Origin of the sequence: Pontibacter sp. SGAir0037, assembly GCF_005491705.1 — a bacterium.
In the GTDB taxonomy this organism is placed as follows: domain Bacteria; phylum Bacteroidota; class Bacteroidia; order Cytophagales; family Hymenobacteraceae; genus Pontibacter.
In genome coordinates, this window is record NZ_CP028092.1 from 4,877,091 (window position 1) to 4,898,983 (window position 21,893).

The 21,893-nt window shown below is 50.3% G+C and carries 19 protein-coding genes and 3 pseudogenes; 14 read left to right on the forward strand and 8 right to left on the reverse strand.

The window, feature by feature from the left end:
• The first annotated feature begins 35 nt into the window (after nt 1-35).
• From C1N53_RS20190 to C1N53_RS20215, 6 genes and pseudogenes are all read left to right on the forward strand, one after another.
• Complete coding sequence (locus tag C1N53_RS20190) at nt 36-4,367, forward strand: DUF6443 domain-containing protein (protein ID WP_137761028.1); 4,332 nt, start codon at nt 36-38, stop codon at nt 4,365-4,367.
• 23 nt (nt 4,368-4,390) lie between these two features.
• Nucleotides 4,391-5,119, forward strand: coding sequence for a DUF4262 domain-containing protein (locus C1N53_RS20195; RefSeq protein ID WP_137761029.1), 729 nt, complete (start codon nt 4,391-4,393; stop codon nt 5,117-5,119).
• Nucleotides 5,120-5,275: 156 nt separating this feature from the next.
• On the forward strand, nt 5,276-5,608 hold the full coding sequence (locus tag C1N53_RS20200; protein WP_371415967.1) for an IS3 family transposase: 333 nt from the start codon (nt 5,276-5,278) through the stop codon (nt 5,606-5,608).
• A gap of 6 nt (nt 5,609-5,614) precedes the next feature.
• Nucleotides 5,615-5,830: pseudogene (locus C1N53_RS23005) on the forward strand (DDE-type integrase/transposase/recombinase); the annotation flags it as partial.
• A gap of 103 nt (nt 5,831-5,933) precedes the next feature.
• A complete protein-coding gene (locus C1N53_RS23010) occupies nt 5,934-6,053 on the forward strand; it encodes an IS3 family transposase (protein WP_371415968.1) in 120 nt (39 codons plus the stop codon).
• A 308-nt stretch (nt 6,054-6,361) separates the two neighbouring features.
• A complete protein-coding gene (locus C1N53_RS20215; protein WP_137761032.1) occupies nt 6,362-7,363 on the forward strand; it encodes a hypothetical protein in 1,002 nt (333 codons plus the stop codon).
• On the opposite strand, the gene C1N53_RS20220 is transcribed toward C1N53_RS20215, so the two are convergent.
• Nucleotides 7,338-7,808, reverse strand: coding sequence for a hypothetical protein (locus C1N53_RS20220; RefSeq protein WP_137761033.1), 471 nt, complete (start codon nt 7,806-7,808; stop codon nt 7,338-7,340). The genes C1N53_RS20215 and C1N53_RS20220 overlap by 26 nt on opposite strands.
• Nucleotides 7,809-7,945: 137 nt before the next feature.
• Here C1N53_RS20220 and C1N53_RS20225 point away from each other — a divergent pair, with 137 nt between their 5' ends.
• Nucleotides 7,946-8,182 (forward strand): helix-turn-helix domain-containing protein, encoded by a 237-nt coding sequence (locus tag C1N53_RS20225; RefSeq protein ID WP_137761034.1) that lies wholly within the window; start codon nt 7,946-7,948, stop codon nt 8,180-8,182.
• Between the two features lie 638 nt (nt 8,183-8,820).
• Nucleotides 8,821-9,501, forward strand: a complete 681-nt coding sequence (locus C1N53_RS20230) for a recombinase family protein (protein WP_137761035.1) — start codon at nt 8,821-8,823, stop codon at nt 9,499-9,501.
• Nucleotides 9,502-10,133: 632 nt separating this feature from the next.
• On the opposite strand, the gene C1N53_RS20235 is transcribed toward C1N53_RS20230, so the two are convergent.
• Both C1N53_RS20235 and C1N53_RS20240 read right to left on the reverse strand, forming a co-directional pair.
• Entirely contained in the window at nt 10,134-11,039 is a 906-nt protein-coding gene (locus C1N53_RS20235) for an IS3 family transposase (RefSeq protein ID WP_168194071.1), read from the reverse strand.
• A gap of 2 nt (nt 11,040-11,041) precedes the next feature.
• Entirely contained in the window at nt 11,042-11,377 is a 336-nt protein-coding gene (locus C1N53_RS20240) for a transposase (RefSeq protein ID WP_137761037.1), read from the reverse strand.
• A gap of 324 nt (nt 11,378-11,701) precedes the next feature.
• On the opposite strand from C1N53_RS20240, the gene C1N53_RS20245 reads away from it, so the two are divergent.
• Both C1N53_RS20245 and C1N53_RS20250 read left to right on the forward strand, forming a co-directional pair.
• Nucleotides 11,702-13,069, forward strand: coding sequence for a hypothetical protein (locus C1N53_RS20245; protein WP_137761038.1), 1,368 nt, complete (start codon nt 11,702-11,704; stop codon nt 13,067-13,069).
• Nucleotides 13,070-13,371: 302 nt separating this feature from the next.
• A pseudogene (locus C1N53_RS20250) lies at nt 13,372-13,935 on the forward strand (helix-turn-helix domain-containing protein); the annotation flags it as partial.
• Between the two features lie 17 nt (nt 13,936-13,952).
• Here C1N53_RS20250 and C1N53_RS20255 read toward each other — a convergent pair.
• Both C1N53_RS20255 and tnpB (C1N53_RS20260) read right to left on the reverse strand, forming a co-directional pair.
• Nucleotides 13,953-15,461 (reverse strand): IS66 family transposase, encoded by a 1,509-nt coding sequence (locus C1N53_RS20255; protein ID WP_137761039.1) that lies wholly within the window; start codon nt 15,459-15,461, stop codon nt 13,953-13,955.
• Between the two features lie 46 nt (nt 15,462-15,507).
• Nucleotides 15,508-15,801: an IS66 family insertion sequence element accessory protein TnpB gene (gene tnpB / locus C1N53_RS20260; protein WP_137761040.1), complete on the reverse strand. Its 294-nt coding sequence runs from the start codon at nt 15,799-15,801 to the stop codon at nt 15,508-15,510.
• A 49-nt stretch (nt 15,802-15,850) separates the two neighbouring features.
• On the opposite strand from tnpB (C1N53_RS20260), the gene C1N53_RS20265 reads away from it, so the two are divergent.
• The 3 genes from C1N53_RS20265 to C1N53_RS20275 are packed head-to-tail and all read left to right on the forward strand — an operon-like array spanning nt 15,851 to nt 17,993.
• Nucleotides 15,851-16,126 (forward strand): IS66 family insertion sequence element accessory protein TnpB, encoded by a 276-nt coding sequence (locus C1N53_RS20265; protein ID WP_137758840.1) that lies wholly within the window; start codon nt 15,851-15,853, stop codon nt 16,124-16,126.
• Nucleotides 16,127-16,471 carry an IS66 family insertion sequence element accessory protein TnpB gene (tnpB, locus tag C1N53_RS20270; protein WP_137758839.1) on the forward strand — a complete coding sequence of 115 codons (345 nt, stop codon included), beginning with the start codon at nt 16,127-16,129 and terminating at the stop codon, nt 16,469-16,471.
• A 46-nt stretch (nt 16,472-16,517) separates the two neighbouring features.
• Nucleotides 16,518-17,993: an IS66 family transposase gene (locus C1N53_RS20275; protein ID WP_137758838.1), complete on the forward strand. Its 1,476-nt coding sequence runs from the start codon at nt 16,518-16,520 to the stop codon at nt 17,991-17,993.
• 96 nt (nt 17,994-18,089) lie between these two features.
• Here C1N53_RS20275 and C1N53_RS20280 read toward each other — a convergent pair whose 3' ends face one another.
• The gene (locus tag C1N53_RS20280) at nt 18,090-18,365 is read right to left on the reverse strand and encodes an IS66 family insertion sequence element accessory protein TnpB (protein WP_137761041.1); all 276 of its coding nucleotides are present in this window, start codon (nt 18,363-18,365) and stop codon (nt 18,090-18,092) included.
• Nucleotides 18,366-18,434: 69 nt separating this feature from the next.
• Between C1N53_RS20280 and C1N53_RS20285 the strand changes: the two are divergent.
• Nucleotides 18,435-18,875: pseudogene (locus C1N53_RS20285) on the forward strand (integrase core domain-containing protein); the annotation flags it as partial.
• A gap of 233 nt (nt 18,876-19,108) precedes the next feature.
• Here the strand turns inward: C1N53_RS20285 and C1N53_RS20290 are convergent.
• Both C1N53_RS20290 and C1N53_RS20295 read right to left on the reverse strand, forming a co-directional pair.
• Entirely contained in the window at nt 19,109-20,365 is a 1,257-nt protein-coding gene (locus C1N53_RS20290) for a tetratricopeptide repeat protein (RefSeq protein ID WP_168194072.1), read from the reverse strand.
• Complete coding sequence (locus C1N53_RS20295) at nt 20,310-21,707, reverse strand: phospholipase D-like domain-containing protein (RefSeq protein ID WP_137761043.1); 1,398 nt, start codon at nt 21,705-21,707, stop codon at nt 20,310-20,312. The genes C1N53_RS20290 and C1N53_RS20295 overlap by 56 nt, the downstream gene beginning before the upstream one ends.
• Nucleotides 21,708-21,893: the final 186 nt, after the last annotated feature.

Consider the following 21,893-nt stretch of genomic DNA (forward strand, 5'->3'; position numbering starts at 1 on the left):
ACAGAACATTAAAAAGGTCCCTGACCGATCCCCCTATGAAACAGCGTTTACCGTACCGCCTGATTGGGCGGAAGAGCCCCCTGGGGCATGTGCTGCTATCGCTGGCCCTGCTCGTCTCCCTACACGCCAGCTCGCAGGACGCCACCGTGGTGAAGCCCGCCGCCTACCCGGCCGGCACCAAGGTCAGCCAGGTGCGGGCCTGGGAGGCCACCGCGCCCGAGACCAACGCGGCCAACATCACCTCCACGGCCGCCGCCGAGCGCTTCCGCATGAGCACCGAGTACGTCGACGGGCTGGGCAGGCCCCTGCAGACGGTGGTCCGGCAGGGGGCGATGGCCACCGGCACGGCCGCCACAGACCTGGTGACGGCCAGGGCGTACGACGGCTTCGGCCGCGAGGCGCGGGCCTACCTGCCCTTCGCGGCGGGGAGCACCGGGGGCAACACCGCCGTCAGCAACGGGGCCTTCAAGCTCAACCCCTTCGACCAGCAGCAGTTCTTCTACAGCGACGCCAACGCCCAGAGCCCGGTTAGGGGGCAGGGCGAGACCTTCTACTACGGCAAGACCGAGTATGAGGCGTCGCCCCTCAACCGCGTGGAGCGCACCTACGCGCCCGGCAACAGCTGGGTCAGCCAGGGCCGGGGCGTGAAGGTGAGCCACCTGCACAACAGCGCCGCAGACGCCGTGCGGCTGTGGCGGGTGAGCGATGTTACTGGCACCTGGGGCACCTACGCAGCGGCCTCCGTGTATGCGGATAGGGAGCTCTCCAAAACGGTGACCGAGGACGAGGACGGCAGGCAGAAGGTAGAGTTCAAGGACAAGAACGGGCTGGTCGTGCTGCGGAAGGTGCAGCACACGGCCTCCAAGGACACCGGGACGGGCAGCGGGCACGCCGGCTGGCTGTGCACCTACTACGTCTACGACGATCTGGGGCAGCTGCGGGCCGTGGTGCAGCCGAAAGCTACGGAGAGCGTTCCCGCCTCGGCGACCACGGCCTGGACGCTGACGGCGGCGCAGCTCGCCGAGCTCTGCTTCCGCTACGAGTACGACGGGCGGGGCCGGATGGTGATGAAGCAGGTGCCCGGCGCAGGCACCGTCTCCCTGGTCTACGACAGGCGCGACAGGCTGGTGATGACCCAGGACGCGGTGCAGGCCACCGGCGCCAAGAGGTGGCTGGTGACCCTCTACGACGCGCTCAACCGGCCGGTGAAGACGGGTATCTGGACGAGCGCCAGCGACCGGGCCTTCCACAGCGCCCAGGCCATGGGGGCCGCGGCCGCGGACTACCCTTTCGCCCCAACCGCGACGCCCGCCACCAACTGGGAGCTGCTCTCCGAGACCCACTACGACGACTACAGCGGCCTCCCCGCCGGGCTCTCTTCCGCCCTGCAGGGGAGCGGCACCTTCCTCAACGGCACCAATTTCGTGCTCACCTACAACGCCTCGCCGCTCTACGCCCAGCCGCTGGAGCGTACGCTGGCCGTGAAGGGGCTGGTGACCTGGACCCGCAGCCGGGTGCTGGGCACCTCCGCCTTCGTCTCCGCGGCCCTGCTCTACGACGAGCAGGGGCGGGTGATCCAGACCCAGACGGTGAACCACACGGGGGGCGTGGACATCGCCACCACCCAGTACGACTTCTCGGGCAAGCCGCTGCGCACGCACCTGCGGCGCCAGTTCAAAAAGGAGGCGGCCCCGCAAAGCATTGTGGAGACCCAGGAGGCCACCCGCCACGGCTACGACGTGCTGGGGCGCCTGACGCAGGTGGAGAAGAGCATCGACGGCGGCGCCTGGAAAACGCTCTCGCGCCTGGAGTACGACGCGCTGGGCCAGCTCAAAAATAAGAAGCTGGGTATAAAGCCCGGCACCGCCTCCGACCCGCTCGAGACGCAGGCCTACGACTACAACATCCGCGGCTGGCTCCTGGGGGCCAACCGCGACTACGCCAAGCAGACCGGGAGCACGGCGGCCGCCTACTTCGGCTATGACCTAGGCTACGACAAGACCCTTGTCAAGGCCACGACCGCGACGGCCATCGGCTCCTACGCCGCCGGGCAGTTCGGGGGCAACATCGCGGGGACGGTGTGGAAGTCGACGGGGGACGACGAGGTGCGCAAGTACGACTTCAGCTACGACGGGACCGGGAGGCTGTCAGGGGCGGCCTTCAACCAGCACACCGGGGGCAGCTTCAACAAGACGGCGGGCGTGGACTACAGCGTCAGCGGCCTTGCCTACGACGCCAACGGCAACATCCTGTCCATGACGCAGAAAGGATGGAAAGTGGGCGGCAGCGCCGACATCGACATTCTCGCCTACAGCTACCTGTCGGGCGGCAACAGGCTGCAGGCCGTGACGGACCAAAAGAACGACGCGGCCACGAAGCTGGGAGACTTCAACTACGGCTTCAACGCCAAGTCCGGCACCGACTACGCCTACGACGCCTCGGGCAACATGACCAAGGACCTCAACAAGGGGCTGGGCAGCAGTGCGGCCGGCGGCGTTGCCTACAACCACCTCAACCTGCCCCAGGAGCTTACCTTCCGCAAGGCCGACGGCACGGTGCGGGGCACCATCGCCTACACCTACGACGCCTCGGGGGCCAAGCTCAAGAAGACGGTGCAGGAGAACGGGGTGACCAAGGTCACCCACTACCTGGCCGGGGCCGTGTACGAGGGCGAGGAGCTGCAGTTCATCTCCCACGAGGAGGGGCGGGTGCGCTACAAGCCGGCGCAGGGCGCCACGGCGGCGGCCTTCGTTTACGATTACTTCCTTAAGGACCACCTGGGCAACGTGCGCATGACGCTCACCGAGGAGCCGCGCACGGACCAGTACCAGGCCCTCACCTTCGAGGACGCCGGCATCGCCCAGCAGAACGAGCAGTGGCAGAACCGGCAGGGGGGCAGCATCAACGTGGCGGCCGTGCGCACCTCCACCAATTTCGGGGGCAGCGTGACCAACGCGATGGGCGTGCGGAAGGCGACCGGGGGAGTGGGCGCCGCCAAGCTGCTCAAGGTGATGGCCGGGGACCGGATCCAGACGCAGGTGGACTACGCCTACAGCATCCCGAGCGCCGACAACAGCGGGGCCAGCCCGCTGGGCAGCATGGTGGCCAGCGTGCTGGGCAGCCTGACGGGCACGGGCGTGGCCGGCGGGGTGATCCAGGGCAACGAGGCGCTCATCGGCCAGCAGCTGACGGGGGACGCGGGCCTGGCGGGCTTCCTCAACCCGGCCGCCAGCACCAACCCAAACAACGCGAGCCAGCAGGCGCCCAAGGCCTACCTGTGCGTGCTCTTCTTCGACGAGCAGTTCCGCTTCGACCAGGCCAGCAGCCGGGTGCTGAAGGTGGACTACCTGGCGGCGGGCACTAAAAGAACCCTGCAGCTGGTGGGATCCGCCGGGCCTGTTGCAAACAAGAGCGGGTATGCCTATGTTTACGTTGCCAACGAGGCAAACGAGCTGGTCTACTTCGACAACTTCCAGCTCACCCACGTGCGGGGGCAGCTGCTGGAGGAGTCGCACTACTACCCCTTCGGCCTGGTGCAGGCAGGCATCAGCAGCCGGGCGATCGGATCAATGGAGAACAGGTTCCAGTACAACGGAAAGGAGAAACAGGAGGAGTTTGGACTGAACTGGAACGACCACGGTTGGCGTTTTTACGACCCTCAAATTGGACGCTGGCACGTAGTTGATCCGGACAGCGAAGAAGAAGACCAAGAAAGCTGGAGCCCGTATAATTTTGTTCTCAATAACCCGATTGCACATAACGACCCGGATGGCCGTTTGCCTAACTTTGTTGTAGGAGCAATTATTGGTGCGGCTACCGATTACGGCATCCAGGTAACAGCAAACCTTATTCAGGGCCAGGATTTAGGCGATGCGCTTACGAATATTGACGGTAAATCTATTGCGGTTTCAGCCGCACTTGGGGCAGCAACTTCCGGTTTATCTGCCTTAAATGCGGGAAGAAATCTTACTACACTGGGAGCCGCCGTAAATGGGGCAAATAAAGTAAGTAAGACGGAAAGGGTTGTTGCAAAAGCTGTTGTAGCTGGCAAGAAAGTAGCTGATAAAGTCGGAGAAAACGGAAAGGTAAAGATGCCAAATGGTTCTGAACTTCCAGCTCCTGGAAAAGGCAAAGGTTCAGTACCTCCTGGGCAGCGAGATCCAAAACGGGTAGTTACGAAATCGGAAAAACAAGAAATGTTGAACGAACGTGGAGGTAAATGTGAAGGATGTGATAAACCAGTGACAACGAAAGATGTTCAAGCGCATCATAAAAGAAGGCACGCAGATGGAGGTGGTACAACTAAAGAGAATACGGCTAATCTTTGTACAGATTGCCATAAACAGGTTCATAGATCCGGAAACTAACGAAAGTAGTAACACTTACAGACATGATTGAAAGATCTGATTTCTTAAAGAGAATTAAGAAAAATATTGAAAGTGATGGATACCATTTAACTTTTGTAAGTGGGGGCGCTTTGCCAAGGTTCGCTTATACAATTGGATGTAAAGAAACTTTTGGTTCAGAACTTATTTTCGCTGGTGGTGAATTTTATTCTCAAGATAATATTAGTACTGCTATTGATAATATGATTAAGGAACTCACAAAAGGGGGCGATTGGCAAAAAATGTCCTTAGGAGTAAATTCTTTAGGTTCTTTTTCGTTGTCAAAAGTTGACAAATCTTGGAGTAAATTAATAGCCTTAGGAGCTTTCGATTTTTATAATCAAGAGGATATTCATTTTTTACAGATTATACCAGACAAGCAATATAATACTCTTGATATTCCTAATATGTCAAAGGTATTTGGTATAACTGAAGAACCAGTTTGGCAATGGTTAGTTAAAGAATGGCACTATCCGGTTCCTTATAACTCTACCGCAGTAACTAACTTAAAGGTTCTTTATGGAGAGAAAGCTACCGAAGTAATGAGATGGGAAACAGATGAATGGGAAATATTTTCGGGTGCTGGACCTGACGTGCCTAAAGAAGACATTCGTACAATACCTTTAGGTACAATATTAGGTATTGATAACAGCCTTGAAAAAGTAGTAGATTTAGAAGTTGGGAAAGGTTTATGGCGAGATATATTTGAACTTGACTGGAATAATTGGGGATAGGTTGCTATCTCAATGCTTCAATTAATTAGAAACAGAGAAGCCCGGCCAATGCGCCGGGCCTTTCTGTTTCGGGCTGTTTTCGGGAAAAGAGGCCGAAAACGGTATAGAAATTATTAAAAAAGTAAATTACTGGAAAGCCTTGCGGGTTTTGTAGTTCTGCACGACGTTGTCAATGAGAAAGAACAGGAGTTAGTGGAGCAGATCAAGGAAGTATATGAGCAGAGCAAGTGCCGCTATGGCAGTCCCAGGATAAGTTTTGAACTGGAGGAGCGGGGCATTCGAGCCTCCCGCCCAAGGGTAGCCCGTCTTATGCAGAATCATCATATACAGAGTATTATACGAAAGAAGTATAGGGTGCGAACTACCGACTCCAGTCATACCTATACTATAGCGGACAACCATTTGGCAGGGGATTTCCAGGCAGTAAGGCCGGCAGAGAAGTGGGTATCTGATCTGACCTACATCAGAACTGGGGAAGGCTGGCTGTAACTGACCGTGGTACTGGACCTGGCCGATAGAAAAGTAGTGGGCTGGGCCCTGAGCGAGACGATGGAGGCGGAGGTAACTACGGTGGCTGCCTTCCAAATGGCCGTGAGAAACAGGCCTGTATTCCACTCCCTTTTGTTTCACTCTGACCGAGGCGTGCAATACGCCTGCAGTGCCTTCCAGGAGCAATTGGAGGGAATGCCGGTGCAGCAGAGTATGAGCCGCAAGGGCAACTGTTGGGACAACGCGGTGGCCGAGAGCTTCTTCAAGACGATGAAAACTCAAAATGGTGTACCACCACAAGTTTGCCACCATAGCAGAGGCAAAACTGGCCGTTTTCGAGTATATCGAAGGGTGGTATAACAGGAAAAGGAAACATTCGGCACTAGGTTATCTGACGCCATGCCAATATGAAAACCAGTTGTACAGCCAAGCTGTGGCTGCCTGAAAAAAGTCTCCAGTAAAACATTGCAATTCCAGCCATCACCATGGAAAGGGAACACCAACAGCCTCTCCTAAGCTTTTTGAAGTGTTGCTACCATCACTTCTCCAGCTGGAAAATTGAGCTTGGATTTTAAGCATCTAATTTGAAGTAAGACCGAGAGCAAGTAAACCGATAGATGAGTTGTGCAACAGGCACCCACATTTTGCGGGATGCAAAACAGAGCAGTTTTATCAACTTTGCCAAAATTATCTCCGCCAACATTTCTTAACTCCGCCAACAGACCTTATCTTTAGCTGTACAACACGGAAGCCATGGCCTTCTTGACTATTGACCAACTGTTTTCCATGCTTATCGGTCAGGGCGTGAAGACTAGCAAGCGCACCATTGAACGGCAGATAAGTTATCTGAAGCGTACTGACCAGACACTGTACCGTGCAGCTACCCGGCAGGAAAGTAGGCGCTTTGTTTATGAGGAAAGCCTGCTTATTCCTTATCTGCGTGACTTCAAGCATGAGGTGGCAAAGCACAATACAGTAGAAGGCAGTAAAAAACAAAATATTCAAGCACCTGTAAAAAAGCATGTTACCCCTGTAAAGAACGTTTTAGTCTCCTTGTCAAGCTATAAGTTCAGCCAAGGCAAGCGGGAGGCGCTGCTTTCGGAAATTCTGGCAGAGCATACTCCTTTGCTAGACGAGGTGAGTATCCGAGAGATGAGGGAGAGTCTCTCATCTCCCAAGGACCGGGACAGGTTCGGGCTGGCGCTCGCCATTTGCTCGGAGTACGCGCTGGGCCTGGACTCCATTGCCGCATGCTGCCAAAAGGCAGGTGTCCCGTACCAGACATTCTGGAGGTGGAGAAAGGAAGTGAGAGAAATAAGAGCTCTTTATAAAATAGGCAAGCGAAAAAGCGGTAAGGCAAAAAGCAGGCAGGTTTTGGAGGCAGCGGAGACTGGCCTTCTGAAGCTGGTTAAGGGCTTTAAGTACACGAGGAAGGAGGCGTATTACGCGCATTCCCTGCTGCCAGACGGCACAGTGGCAAAGCACCTCAAAACCAGTAAAGAGACCACTGTACAGGTGCCGCCTTCTCTAGGCGCCGTCCTCTTCACCCTGACCAACTTGGACCCCAAAAGGTGGAGGGATACCAGGCGCATCCCCTTCCCCGCTCCCCCCTCGCCTAAACCTGAAGACGTCACCAACCGCTCAGACAAGGAGCTGCTAGAGACTATTCTATACCTGGTCCAACATACCCCGAACCTCCGAGAGCAGCTTTTGGACAAACTGCTTGAGATCACTCCATCTCCCTCAGCGGGATGACATGCAGCTGCAGGTGTTCCCAGTCGCCGCCCCTTCTGTAGATATCGGCCAGCATTTCCTCAGGAAACTGCCATGCCTCCGTTGCCTCCTGCCAGTCTGAGGTGACCGTGTCCTTGGTGAATCGTAGGTACAGGTTCGCATAGTCTGGTGCATCACGGAAGAAATCGTTGAGATTATCTTCGAAAATCTCCCAGGCCTCCTCCTGCGTGAGCCCCTCCCTGAAGCCGTCGCTGCTTAGCAGAGGCCCCTCCTCGTCCTCCCACAGAGCCTCCGCAAAGACAGAGTCCGCGGTATTGACATAGACGCTGCTCAGGAACTGCTCCTGCTTGATAACAAACTCGCGGATACCTTTCTCCCAGGCCTGCCCCTTACCTTCGGCCGACACCACTATCGGCTCCTGCTCCTGCAGCGGCACCTGGGCAAATCCGATTAAATACTTTTCCATTTGATTCTTCTTAAGTTTAGGTCTTGTAGCTGTTGTTCCCTTAAAGGCAGCCTCCAATCAGTTGCAAGAATAGCGAAATTCTCTTTATAACACATATATGTGTTAATAATTCCAACGGCGAATCCTCAACTTGCCCCGTGACCAAAGTAAGGGACTCGGAACTGCTGGAAAGGTTCGGGCGCCACCTCAGGGGCATCCGGCTGGAGAAGGGGCTCTCTCAAGAAGAGGTGGCCTACCAGGCCGACATACCCGTCAACCAGGTTGGCAGGATTGAGCGGGGAGAGGTCAACACCACCGTCAGCACACTCTTCGCGCTTGCACGGGCACTGGAGGTGGACCCACCCCACCTACTCAACATCCACAGCCTATCCTAAAAACTCAGCTTCTCCTACAAATGATCGCAGCAGGCGCGCCGCCCTGTTCTTTGCCAAGATGTGCGGCATTGATGTTTTCTGCTCCAATGCGCTGTTAAAGAAGAGGAAGCCATAAGTGGCAGGTACGATATCTAATATATTGACAGTGAGTTTTTTGTTGGCGTTCCTTGCCAACTACTCCGATGTCCTCTGCCAACTTTGCCAAACTCAAGCTTTGCCAAAACAGCCTTTAGAGCTCGTTGCGCGCATTTTAGGGTTCTATTTGGCAAAGAATACTTTCGTTTAGCCGAAGTCGCCGCTTCCTATAAAGAAGGGATTCAGATCGAACAATTCTGCTTTCAATCCAGGAAAAGCAGGCAAAGGGCATAACAGATAGAATATCCTTACCATAGATGAGGCCTTGCCATCGCCTGAGATTGACAGTTCGATATCGGGGCACGCAGCCGCACTTATTGATACTGGTGAACAACGCTGAAAGTCAAATACGAGGGGAAGATAGGCGGGAGAAGGTATTTCCAAACATGGAAACTGGGATTTTGTCTTGCCGAGGCAAGGGTAGAAATGTCTGAAAGGAGAAATTAATTATCTTTGTTACATTACTTCTACGAACGTAGAAGCTTTGTAACAAGAGTGAAAATATGAAAGAAAACAAGCCCATCATCGTCTACTACCGCGTCTCCACCAAGCGCCAGGGCGAGAGCGGCCTGGGCCTGGAGGCACAGCGCACATACGTCAGGCACTTCTACTCCCAGGAGCCGGTGGCCGAGTTTGTAGAGACGGTGAGCGGCAAGGACATTACAAACCGGCCAAAGCTGCAGCAGGCGCTGGCCCTCTGCAAGCAGCACCGGGCGACGCTGGTGGTGGCCAAAATAGACAGGCTTAGTCGCAATACCGAGCAGGCCCTCCGGATCTACTCCGAACTGGAGGGAAGGCTGGAGTCCTGTGACATTCCCAACTTGGACAAGTTCACGCTCACCCTTTTCATGGCCATCGCCGACCGGGAGCGGGAGCTCATCAGCCTCCGCACCAAAGCGGCCCTGGATGAGAAGCGTAAGCGCGACGGGGAGTGGCGTCTTCCTTCCGCTGTGTTTATGAATGGCGAGGCTTCCTCGATAGGAGTGGTGGCCATCCAGGAGAAGGCGCAAGCCAACATCAACAACAGGAAAGCAGCCGCTTTGGTTAAATCCCTGCGAATCTACCAAAAGCTGACCTGGCGGCAAATTGCCCAGGAGCTTAACATGGGTGGGTTTAGAACAAGTAGGGGTGGTGAATTTCAGGCGACGCAGGCCATGCGCCTTTACTCAGAAGTGCAAGGCTAGTCAAATCTACTATCTGTCTCATTCCTCCGTCTCACAAATTAAATTCTGTTTTTATTTATTGAGACGGTAAAATGAGATAGATAATGTATCGTCCTAAATAGTAACGTATTCTTGAGATGCGCTGCAAGCCTAAAACAGGTAGCAACAACTCAGCAACGAGAAGCAACAAGCCCGAAATAAGAGCAAATAAGCTTGAAAAGAATGTTTTGTGCTTGAATAGCAGCTAAAACTACTCTTGAAGCTCTGTTTTTAACTCGCTGCTGTTTCGCTTCAGGTCCATCAGCAAGTTTTGTATATCCCTGCAATACCCACTTTTTTGATATAACAGCAACCGAACATCAGCCGCAGAGCAATCCGTTTTCAACCGAAAATCAACTTACCCTATAGCCAAAAATAGCCTTTATACCTGGTGCTCAGCTCTCACTGATAAAACGTACTCATTAATCTGCCGTTTTATGGGACGATTGCTTCACAATAAAAGCAAATGACTCGTCCTGAAAAAAGTTGACAGTTTACATTGTTAATCCTGTACCAGGTTGACAGCTGTTTCTTAATCCTGCCATCCCTTTACACCTTATACCCTCACCATAAGTAAGGGGTTCTGGCAACAACAAGCCTTCCTGGCCTGCACCTTACTGCATGGGCACCTCCTTTCCCTTCTTGTCAGTATAATAATTTTTCCAGTGTCTCTTCAGCTCGCCGGTCCTGTCGTGCGCCTCCACAGGCGTGAGCATGTCCACGCTCGAGTGCGGGCGCTGATAGTTGTAGATGCTCACTGCCGTGGCCACGGCTAGCTGGGCCGCCATGAAGTCAGGGTACACTGCCTCCAGGAGCTCCTGCTTGAGGACACCGTTCACCCGCTCGGCCAGCGCATTCTCCAGCGGGTCGCCGCTCTGGGTCATGGAGACAGCGATTCGCCGCTCCTGCAGCAGCCTGACATAACCTTGGCTGCAGTACTGAATACCCCTGTCGGAGTGATGGATCAAGTAACCTAGCATGGGGCAGTTAGCAAGTGCCATCTCCAAAGCCCGGATGCATCCACAGGCGGTAAGATCCTCGCTTAGGTAAAAGCCGACGATCTTGCGGCTGTAAGCATCGGTAACAAGGCTCAAATAGGCAAAGCCTTCCTCCAGGTGAATATAGGTGATGTCGCTCACCCACAGCTGCCCGGCTGCTTTGGGCACAAAACCTATAGTCAGGTTCTCATACTTGTGCAGCCAGTGACCAGAGAAAGTGGTCTGGGGCTTAGAGCGCCTTCGCTTCCTGACAAGCAGATCGCGCTCGCGCAGGAGTTCAAAAAAGGCGTCTCGGCCTACTTCAATGTTATGGGCAGCCATAAAAGGAGACATTATCACCAGCAGCTTGCGCGCACCCAGCCGCTTCTGCGTGCGACGGATTCGCAGTACCTCTTGCACAAGCAAGTCCTCTTTCAGCGCTTGCTGCTGCCGAATTCTGAGGTGCTGGTAGTACGCCTGTCTACTGTAACCAAACAAGCGGCAAAGCACTCCAACTGCTTGGAAGGGCGTTCTTTGCTCCACTCTTAGGATTGCTTGGTGCCAGACTTTTTTAGGATGGGAGTTCCGAGCTCCTCCTCGGCTATGAGGATAGCCTCCTGCAGGGCCTGGTTGTAGAGCCTGGCTTTGCGTAGCTCTGATTGCAGGGTCTCGACATTGGTCGGCAACTTGTCTGTGGGCAGTTCCCGCAGCAGCCTGGCCCTTCTGATTTTGTGTGGTTTTTTCATGCGCCCTTGGTACTCCTTTACCCAACGGTGCAGGCTACGGTAATCAACACCACATCTATCGGCCACTTCTCGGTAGCTCTGACCCGAGGTGAGATACTCAGCTACAATACGTTCTCTTAATGCTTTGTCCTTCATTTTCGTTGACTTTTTTGTCAACCTATTTCAGGACTAGACAAAAAAATTGCAATCGTTCTCCTTTTTATCAGCTGCTTAAAATTAACATCAGCAACCTATTATTTCAGAAAGCCATGCAACAACATAGCTCTGGAAAATAGGCGCTGCATGGAACAGGTTAAGCGCATCGTAAGTGAATATCAATAGTTATTGGGAAAACCTGATAAAAAAGGATGAAAGTAAACAATACTGAAAAATCAGTATTGTTGTCGCCATCAATACCATGTTAATTGCTAATATTATAGCATACAGTTTTTATAGATTCAATTACTTTAATCATAATGCATGAGACACTTATTAAGGCTTTATATAATTGTTGTATTTATATTTTTAAATAGCAGCACGTATGCTCAAGAGATCTATAATAAATCTAGAAGGTTTATAGACTCGCTTGATAACGCAACAGGCACTGTCCTCATGACCGATCCTGGTCTCAATGTGTTTATGGCTAAAAAAGTTAATACGTACTTAACAGGGACAGGGGATTTATCTTTGAACAAAAGCTATTTTATTATAGACCCCACAGATGGGCGTCTTTTTATTGGTACTAATCATGCCAAAGATCCATCCTCTGGAGATGGTAGGACAAAATGGGTCTTTACTGGGGGAATAAAAATGAATGTAGCAGATGCTTTTTCAATTATATACTCTGGGGAAGACAATAAATTGAAAGAAAACATTGGGGCAGTTCTAAAGCTGACTTTATTAGGAAGAGGGATTATCAGCTATGATGCAAATCGAATACTAAGACAACAGAAAAACCTTGTAAATCTTGGTCTAGATTCAACAGGACAAATAAGCTATACGGATCAGGAAGCTGGAGAATATTTGAGGCGTCAGGTAAAAAATCAAATTTATGCTGAAATGAAAGAAGATTCTACAGACTTCATAAATTCCTTATCTGGATTAATTGATGATGAACAAGCCCAGAATTGGGCTATCAAAAAATTAGATGACCATATCAAGAAACAAAATAAAAAATACAGATCAGCATACATTACTAGAGAGGCAGATAATATTGATGAAGAAGGAATGTATAATTGGTTTTGGAACCATTGGTTAAGCCTAAATATCTATGTTCCTTTTACTAAACAGCCTTATGAGGTAAGTGAGGACTTTACTAGCCCAATAGTCGAAAAGAAACTTTATAATATTGAGGCAGGATTACTCTATAATCATATCTTGGAGAAGGAAAAAATTCGTTTGTTTATATCTTTAGGAGGCGGATTAAAAAATCACAACAATATTATAACCTCATCCCTTAAAAAACATTCTATAAATGATTATAGGAATTTAGGAGGTGTAGATACTCTTAAGTTAGCCCAGTTGCAGGCCAAGGATGTTTACATTGGAAATTATACAAGCTATTTTACTCCATTCACAAGGTTCCAAATAGTTAGTTTCTTTTTAGCAGAAAAATCAATAGGCCTTAGCTTCTCTGCAGAAAAATATATGAAGGGTTATGATCCTCTAAATATTAAATTAGGAATCCCTTTTACTCTGACAGGAAAGGACAAAGACACGAAAGCTAATTTTGAAATTCAGTTAAAATGGAATGACTACAATAATAACTTTTTAACCAATAAGTCCCGTTCCGATAAATTCACTTTAGGATTTAGTGTAGGGGTTCCTTTAACAAGTAAAATTTATTAAATAAAAAATTTCATTTGAGATTAAAACAGAACCATAAAATCAGAATGATACTAAACTAGAGCTGTACCAGAAAATCACCGTTTTTCTGAGACGGAGCCACAACTGCAAATCAGTTCTTATCTGGCACCAGATTGGAAAAAATTACAACAATGGTAATTAACAGTTTAGGGCATTGGGAATATAAACATTATCTTGACACAGTTTATTTTACAGCCTCTACTCATGTGAGATAGTCAAGATATAATCTGACAGTTTAATTAAATTGAATGTGACGCATTTATTTATCTAAACTCGATTATATCATGACCACTCAAGACAAAATTATCAAAAACAAGTTAGGATTGCTAAACCTGGCCGAGATGCTGGGCAACGTATCACAAGCCTGTAAAGTGATGGGATACAGCAGGGATTCCTTCTACCGCTTCCAACAACTCTATGAGCAAGGCGGCACTTCAGCTCTGCAGGAGATCAGCCGGGCAAGGCCCAATATTAAGAACAGGGTAGAGCAAGCCGTTGAAGATGCAGTGGTGGCACTGGCCACTGAACAACCTGCCTTCGGGCAACTAAGAGCTTCCAATGAGCTCAAGAAGCGCGGCATCTTTATCTCCCCAGGCGGCGTGCGATCAGTGTGGCTTCGTTACCAGCTGGAGACCTTTCCCAAGCGACTAAAAGCGCTGGAAACTAAAGTAGCAGAAGAAGGATTGATTCTTACAGAAGCGCAGGTAGTGGCCCTGGAGAAAGCCAAAGAAGAAAAAACCGCGCATGGAGAGATCGAGACACACCACCCAGGCTACCTGGGCGCGCAGGACACTTATTACGTGGGCTATATCAAAGGTGTAGGCAAAATCTACCAGCAGACTTTCATTGGTATCGGCCCTATGAACTACATATTTGCTTTGTTTTTGAGGTTCTGCGGGAAGAGGTCTTTGATGTTTTTGTGGTTGATGGACATGATGTTTTGCAGGGTGTGTTTTAGCCACTGGTAGGGGTTTACCTCATGCTTTTTGCATATAGCAAAGAAGGAGTAGATCATGCCGGCCCGTTTGGCCGCTTCATGTGAGCCAGCGAACAGGTAGTTCTTGCGTCCCAGGGCCAATGGGCGGATGGCGTTCTCCACCCCGTTGTTGTCGATGTGCAGTTCCCCGTCATAGAGGTAGGCCGAGAGGGCGTCCCAGCGGGCGTAGGCGTAGGCCATGGCTTTGCCGATCTGGCTCTTGGGCAGCGTGCTCTTTATTTCCTCGAAGATCCATTTGCCCAGCTCGTTGAGCACCGGCAGCGACTCGGAGAGCCGCAGCTCTTTGATGGCTGCTGCCTCCAGCCCCTCTTCTTTTGCCTTCCTTTCCACTGCATACAAGAGCTGGATGAGGGTGAGCGCTTTGCCAGCCCTTGCTTTATCATTTTCCAGGGCCCGCTCGAACTCTCTTCGGGCATGGGCCCAGCAGGCCAGGTGGGTGACCTCCTTTTTCCTGCCGTACTTTTCGTACACGGCGTACCCGTCGGTTTGCAGGTAGCCCCGGAAACTGTCAAGCATAAGCTTTACCCCCGCCGCCGCGCGCGTGGGTTGGTAGTCGAAGAGCACCGTCCTGTCCAGGGGGGAGTGGTAGACCCAGTAGTAGCCCTGGTGGCAGGCCCCTTTCTTATCAGAGTCCAGCACTTTGATCGGCGACTCATCCACCTGCAGGTAGCCTTTTGCTTTGGTCTCGAACACCAGCTGCCCGTAGAGCGGCTCGAGCTTTAGAAGGGCCTCTTTGGCCCAGCCCTCGATGGTGGAGGAGGCTATTTGGATGCCCTCCCGGGCAAAGCGCTGCTTCTGGCGATACAGGGGGAGGTGATCCTGATATTTATCCACCAGGATGGAGGCCAGCAGACCAGCTCCGGCGATGCCTTTGTCAATCACGCGCTCAGGCAGCAGGCCGATCGCCACGCCTTCTTTGTCTTTAGCGGCGTACTTGTAGCGGACGTAGCGGCGGATGAAGAAGCGGGCCGGCTCGCACTCGAGTTCTTCAGTCACTTCCTTGCCGATGCACACCATCTGGGAGAGGTCTCCTTCCGGGTGTATCTCCACCTCCTCTACAGGCAGGTGCCCGGGCAGTTTGGCCCGGCCGTGGTGGTGGGGGCGCTGGCGCACGTATTCTATTTTCTGCTTTACTTCTTGCTGTTGCTCTGCTACCGCTTCAACAGGAGCCTGGAAAGGCAGTGCCAGCTGTGAAGCATCTCCTTCGAAGCGCTCGCGCTTCTGGCCGAACTGCATGCGGCGGTACATGGCTAGTTGGGCTTCCAGGTAGGCGATCCTTTCGTCCTTCTCTTTGCCCAGCTCGTCTTTCTCTTGTTGCAGACGGCGGAAAGCCAGCAGCAATTCTTCTTGGGAGAGGTTTTCCGGGACCGTTTGCATGCTCTAAAATACACAAAAGCAGCCATAGCACCAAGAAAAAGCTTGTTTATGGCTGCAGGGTAAACCTTCTCCTGCGGTTGCTTTTCACCACTTCGATTCCTTCCACCATCAGCACCAGTTCGCTCCAGCTTATAGCGCCAGTAGTGGTGTTTTTCGGTAAAGGGAAGGTGCCCTGCTCGAGCCTTTTGTAGTAGAGCACAAAGCCCCCCTGCTCCCAGTGCAGCAGTTTCAGATGGGTACGTTTGCGGTTGAGAAACACGAATACCTCCCCGCTGGTGGGACTGCGGCCCAATTCCGATCCTACCAGACCGCACAGCCGTATCCGGCCGACCAAGTGCATATTTTGTAGTTGAGTTGCAGGGCTTAGTTTTGCTGGTAAAAAGAGAGAGATGACCCACCAGGAAAAGATGCTCCACTTAGTGGAGGTTTATGAGCAAAGCGGGCAGAGCCAGCGGGCCTTCTGTCAGGAGCAGGGCCTAAAAGTTTCTCAGTTTATCTACTGGATCCACAAAGTACGGAAGGAAAAGCAGCCGGCTTCCGGTTTTATGCAGCTAAGCGCTGAGCGAGCAGCTAGCTACCTGGAGGTAATTTATCCCAATGGCGTGCAGGTACGGGTCGATTCCCGGGACCTGGCCCTTGTGAGCCGCCTGCTGCACCTTTACTAAATGCTCAGCCTCACCTCCTCCCTCCGCTACCTGCTCTACCGAGGCCACTGCGACATGCGCAAATCCTTCGACGGCTTGTGCGGTCTGGTAGGATCGGAACTGGGCCGCAGTCCCACAAGCGGTGAAGTGTTCGTGTTTCTCAACCGCAAACGTACCCATCTCAAGCTGCTCCACTGGGAACACGGGGGCTTTGTGCTCTACTACAAAAGGCTCGAGCAGGGCACCTTTCCGCTGCCCAAAGCGACAGGGGGCAGCGCCATGAGCTGGAGCGAACTGGTGCTGATGGTGGAAGGAATCGAAGTGGTGAAGAGCAACCGCAGGAGAAGATTTTCTTTGCCACCATAGACGCATTATCCTTGGTGCCATGGCTGTTTTTGCTTATTTTTAGAGCATGCAAACGGTACTGGAAAACCTCTCCAAACAGGAGCTGCTGGAGCTTATTTCCAGCCGTGACGAGAAGATCGCCTACCTGGAGGCCCAGGTGGCCATGTACCGCCGCATGCAGTTCGGCCAGAGGCGCGAGCGCTTCGAGGGCGACGCCTCCCAGTTCCAGCTTCCCTTTGAAGCTGCGGCCAAAGAGGTAGAAGAGCAGCACCAGGAGGTAAAGCAGAAGATCGACTACGTGCGCCGTCGCCCCCGCCACCACGGTCGCGCCAAGCTCCCTGAGCACCTGCCCGTGGAGGAAGTAGAGATACACCCGGAAGGAGACCTCTCCCAGATGGTGTGCATCGGCCAGGAAGTCACCGAGGAGCTCGAGTGCGAGCCGGCCCGCTTCTTCATCCGCCGCTACATCCGCTATAAGTATGCCGCCAAAGACAAAGAAAGCGTGGTGATCGGCCAGCTGCCGGAACGGGTGATCGACAAAGGCATCGCCGGGGCCGGACTGCTGGCCTCCATCCTGGTGGATAAGTACATGGACCACCTGCCGCTCTACCGCCAGAAGCAGCGCTTCGCCCGGGAGGGCATCCAGATAGCCTCCTCCACCATTGAGGGTTGGACCAAGGAGGCGCTCTTGAAGCTCGAGCCGCTCTACGAGCAGCTGGTATTCGACACCAAGGCAAAAGGCTACCTGCAGGTGGATGAGTCGCCGATCAAAGTGCTGGACTCGGATAAGAAAGGTGCCGCCCATACCGGCTGGTACTGGGTCTACCATGCCCCCCTGGACAGGACGGTGCTCTTCGACTACCAACCCACGCGCGCTGCGGTGGGGGTAAAGCTTATGCTTGATGGTTTCCGGGGCTACCTGCAGACCGACGGCTACGCAGTGTACGAAAAGTACGGCAGGAAAAAGGAGGTCACCCACCTGGCCTGCTGGGCCCATGCCCGAAGAGAGTTCGAGCGGGCCCTGGAAAATGACAAGGCAAGGGCTGGCAAAGCGCTCACCCTCATCCAGCTCTTGTATGCAGTGGAAAGGAAGGCAAAAGAAGAGGGGCTGGAGGCAGCAGCCATTAAAGAACTACGGCTCTCTGAGTCGCTGCCGGTGCTCAACGAGCTGGGCAAATGGATCTTCGAGGAGATCAAGAGCACGCTGCCCAAGAGCCAGATCGGCAAAGCCATGGCCTACGCCTACGCCCGCTGGGACGCCCTCTCGGCCTACCTCTACGACGGCAGCCTGCACATCGACAACAACGGGGTGGAGAACGCCATCCGGCCGCTGGCCCTGGGACGCAAGAACTACCTGTTCGCCGGCTCACATGATGCTGCAAAGCGGGCCGGTATGATCTACTCCTTCCTGGCCATCTGCAAAAAGCATGAGGTAAACCCCTACCAGTGGCTAAAACACACCCTGCAAAACATCATGTCCATCAACCACAAAAACATCAAAGACCTCTTCCCGCAGAACTTCAAAAACAAAGCAAATATGTAGTTCATAGGGCCGATACGCACAGCCCGTCGAAGGATTTGCGCATGTCACAGTGCCCCCGGTAGAGGTAATAGCGGTGGGAGGACCCCAGGGAGAACATCAGTAAAGCCGGATGAGGCGGGAAAGCGTGTTCAAATCACCCGAAGGCACCTTTATCTTTACACCGTTAGGATAGATCACCTCCAGGTGGGCAGCTGCTGGCCCGGCACTTAGCTGCATGAAACCAGAGACCTGCTGCTTTTCTTTTCGTACTTTGTGGATCCAGTAGATAAACTGTGAAACTTTCAGGCCCTGCTCCTGGCAGAAGGCCCGCTGGCTCTGCCCGCTTTGCTCATAGGCCTCCACTAAGTGGAGCATCTTTTCCTGGTGTGTCATCTCTCTCTTTTTACCAGCAAAACTAAGCCCTGCAACTCAACTACAAAATATGCACTTGGTCGGCCGGATACTTTCATTGACACCTATACTAAAGTGGCACACGCCAAAATCTATGACAGGAAGAATGCTTTGGTAGCAGCTGATATGCTCAATGACAGGGTGCTGCCGTTCTATGAGCAGCATGATGTGAAGCTACTGCGCATTCTCACAGACCGTGGCACGGAGTACTGCGGGGCCAGAGAACATCACCAATACCAACTCTACCTGGCTATCGAAGATATTGATCACAGTAAAACTAAAGCCAGGAGCCCGCAGACCAACGGCATCTGCGAGCGCTTTCACCGCACGATGCAGGATGAGTTCTATGCGATCGCTTTTCGTAAAAAGGTGTATACTACTCTAGAAGAACTGCAGCAAGATCTGGACCTATGGCTCGAATACTACAATAAGGAGCGGACGCATACAGGCAAGTACTGCTTCGGCAGAACACCTTACCAGACACTGCTCGAAACGATCCCGCTGGCTCAGCAGAAGATGCTTGATACCTTAAGGCAAGATCCTGTCAAACATTTTTTTTCGGAACCAGCCCTTACACCCACAGATCAAGGGGTGGTGCAGAAAAAAAATGAACCCGACGACGCGGGCTCATGGAATAATACTTTAAGGCAGATACCTGTCAGCTAAACCACAGCTGTCAGACTATATCTTGACTATTACAACTCATGTAAATAAATGCGTATTGCTTATACTCTGTGCCATTGTTCACCCCAACTAAGATTACCTATTGCGTTTCTCTTCTTCAGCCTTTCATAATCAGCCATATCTTGCTCACAAAGGGTTATTTCTCCTATAACTTTATATGATTGTGCCCTGCCGAAATATGCTATCGCACTTTCTGGATATGCTTCGATAGAATTAGTATAATCTTGAATTGCACCTTCAGTATCCCCTAAAAAACCTTTAGCTACTCCTCTTATATAAAAGCCTTTAGACATGGATCCGCAATAGTCACCACTTAATGCCAAAGATTTCGTGCAATCTTCTATAGCACCATGATAGTCATGTATGATTATTTTTAAACAAGCCAAGTCACAATATAGATGGCGATTAGTAGATTCACTGCAGCTATTTATCGCTACTATTAAATCTTCTACAGCTCCATAATAATCATTTATTCTTTTTCGAACATTTGCTCTTTCTTCGTAATGTCGCCATAAATGGTTTGTGCCTTGCTCAAGATTAATGGCGCGAGAATAATCTCCTATAGCACCAAAGAAGTCTTCTAATCGAGATTTAATATTTCCTCTCATGGAGTATGCCTGCACAAATTCTGGCTCTAGTTCAATTGTTATATTTAAGTGTTCAAGCGCCTGAACATAGTTACCACTACAATAATATTCTCTTCCTAATATAAAGTAAACGACCCAGCTTTCCTCACCACTTTGTACATTATATGCTTTCATATATGCTACTACATCCGGGGTAAAGAATGGAAGCGCCATGTAAGAAGCAACAATAAAAGCAATTATAAGATTATCCTCCTCTATATAGATCTTTTCTAGAGTATCTGAATTTAATACTTCACCCTTAATATTATCTTTATAGAATGATAAAAGCTCAGTTTGTTTATCATAGCTAAGTTCATGTAAAAAATCATTATGACACCTATGGGATAATTTCAAAGCTCTTAAAAAATGGGAACTACTTGCTACTACATCTGTTCCAGAAGTAATATTACAAGTATAGAGATAAGCTAAGTAAAGGTGACTCTGCCAATGATCGTGATTATAAGAAACCTCTTTTAAAAAGAAATACAATGCTTTGTCATAATCACCAAAGTCGCTAATTTGCCTTATCCCTTTCGCATACCAAACACCAGGCTTCCTTTCCTGCAGCACTTCCCATAAAACAGAATTATTAGTAGATGCTATACCAATAGCATTACTATTCGATATTTGCGGAAGTTGCTTGTTTTCCAACTCTTCTTCTCCAGAATTCATACTCATCTTCTAATTTGGTTTTTAACACCGCAAAATGCTTACTATGATCAGATATGGATGAAGCAGTTCGGTATACTTCTGACTTTTCTAATAAATCTTGATAAATCATTTTCTTCTCCAAGGTGACTCGCAATTTCTCCACTTTGATTTTAAGTAGCTCCACATCAGACGCTTTGTCAGGAGATATAATAAGAGTTCCTCTCTTTAAGCTATCAAGAATTCCATAAACTGATTTGATATCTTGCCTTTTGTAAGCATTTCCAAGCTCCTTGAATACTTCCTCTGCTTCTTTTTCTTGTTTATTTCCTTGAAACTTATCAGGATGACAAAGTACAACTGCTTCTTTGTACAGCACCTTCAATTCTGCTTTCTCAGGTGCAGATAAGTCATGATATACCTCCTTTTCTTCCTCTTCCCTCTGTTGGCTGTACTGCTCATATTTGCGCTTTGCTTCTTGATATTCAGATTCAGAATACTGGCTTTCTTTGCGGTGGAAATAAGAATATTCTTTTTTTAACTGTAATATCTGTTCCAGTAGTTCACCAAGATTTTTATTAAGAAGGTAATTATAGAGGTTAATGACCTTTTCCTTCTCACTAATTTCAGAATCTATTGCAACAGTTCTGTATTCAAGGTCACGTAACTCTAACCGTAGAGCGAACAGCATTTGATTCTCATAAATTATTATTTGACTATACTTAGCGGTAAGTTGATCTATAAGGATAATTGCCTTAGAATATTCTTTCCCGATTATGTGATCTACTATATCAGCTATACATTCTACGTCAGCATCTTTCTTCAAACGATTAGCCTGTAGCAATAGATCTTCTTCTTCATCCAATGCAATGAAATGCTTAACCACTTGCAAGCGTTTCAGAATGCTATTTACATTTGGGTTAGTTGCCTGGTTAGCACGAGAACCTGTAATGAGTTGAAACTGCTCAATAAATTTATGGGCTAAATCAAAATCATCATAAGTGATAACAATGTTCTCCATATTCAATGCCGAAGCTTTTCGTGTCCAGTTAAATGAGCCTGTTATGAGGGTACGACCATCAATTACACAGAACTTATTGTGCATCAGACTACCTTCAAGAGCAAAGAACTTTCCTCCTGCATTAGTCAAACTATCAAAGTTAAGCCCATATTCCCCAAAATTTATTTCATCCTTGACTAATGCCAGACTCACTAATACTCCTTGTTTCTGCTTCTGTAACAATGCTTGAAGAAGTTCATAATCCGTAAACCAAGCTACTGCAACATAGATATGCTTCTTAGCTAATGCAATTTCATCCTTGATTTTGAATTTAATTCCGGAAAAATGCGCTTCTGTTAAAATCATTTAGCTTATTATTTAAAAATCACAAGAATTAACACCTTATTTCTGAGACGGAGACACTGCTGCAAATCATTTCATACTTGGCACCCGATTGGCAACCAATAGCAACATTAGATAACAAAAAACGATAATGGTAATTGGTAGGCCTAGGATGTAGAATAGTAAAGAAAATCTTCCTTGATTTTACTC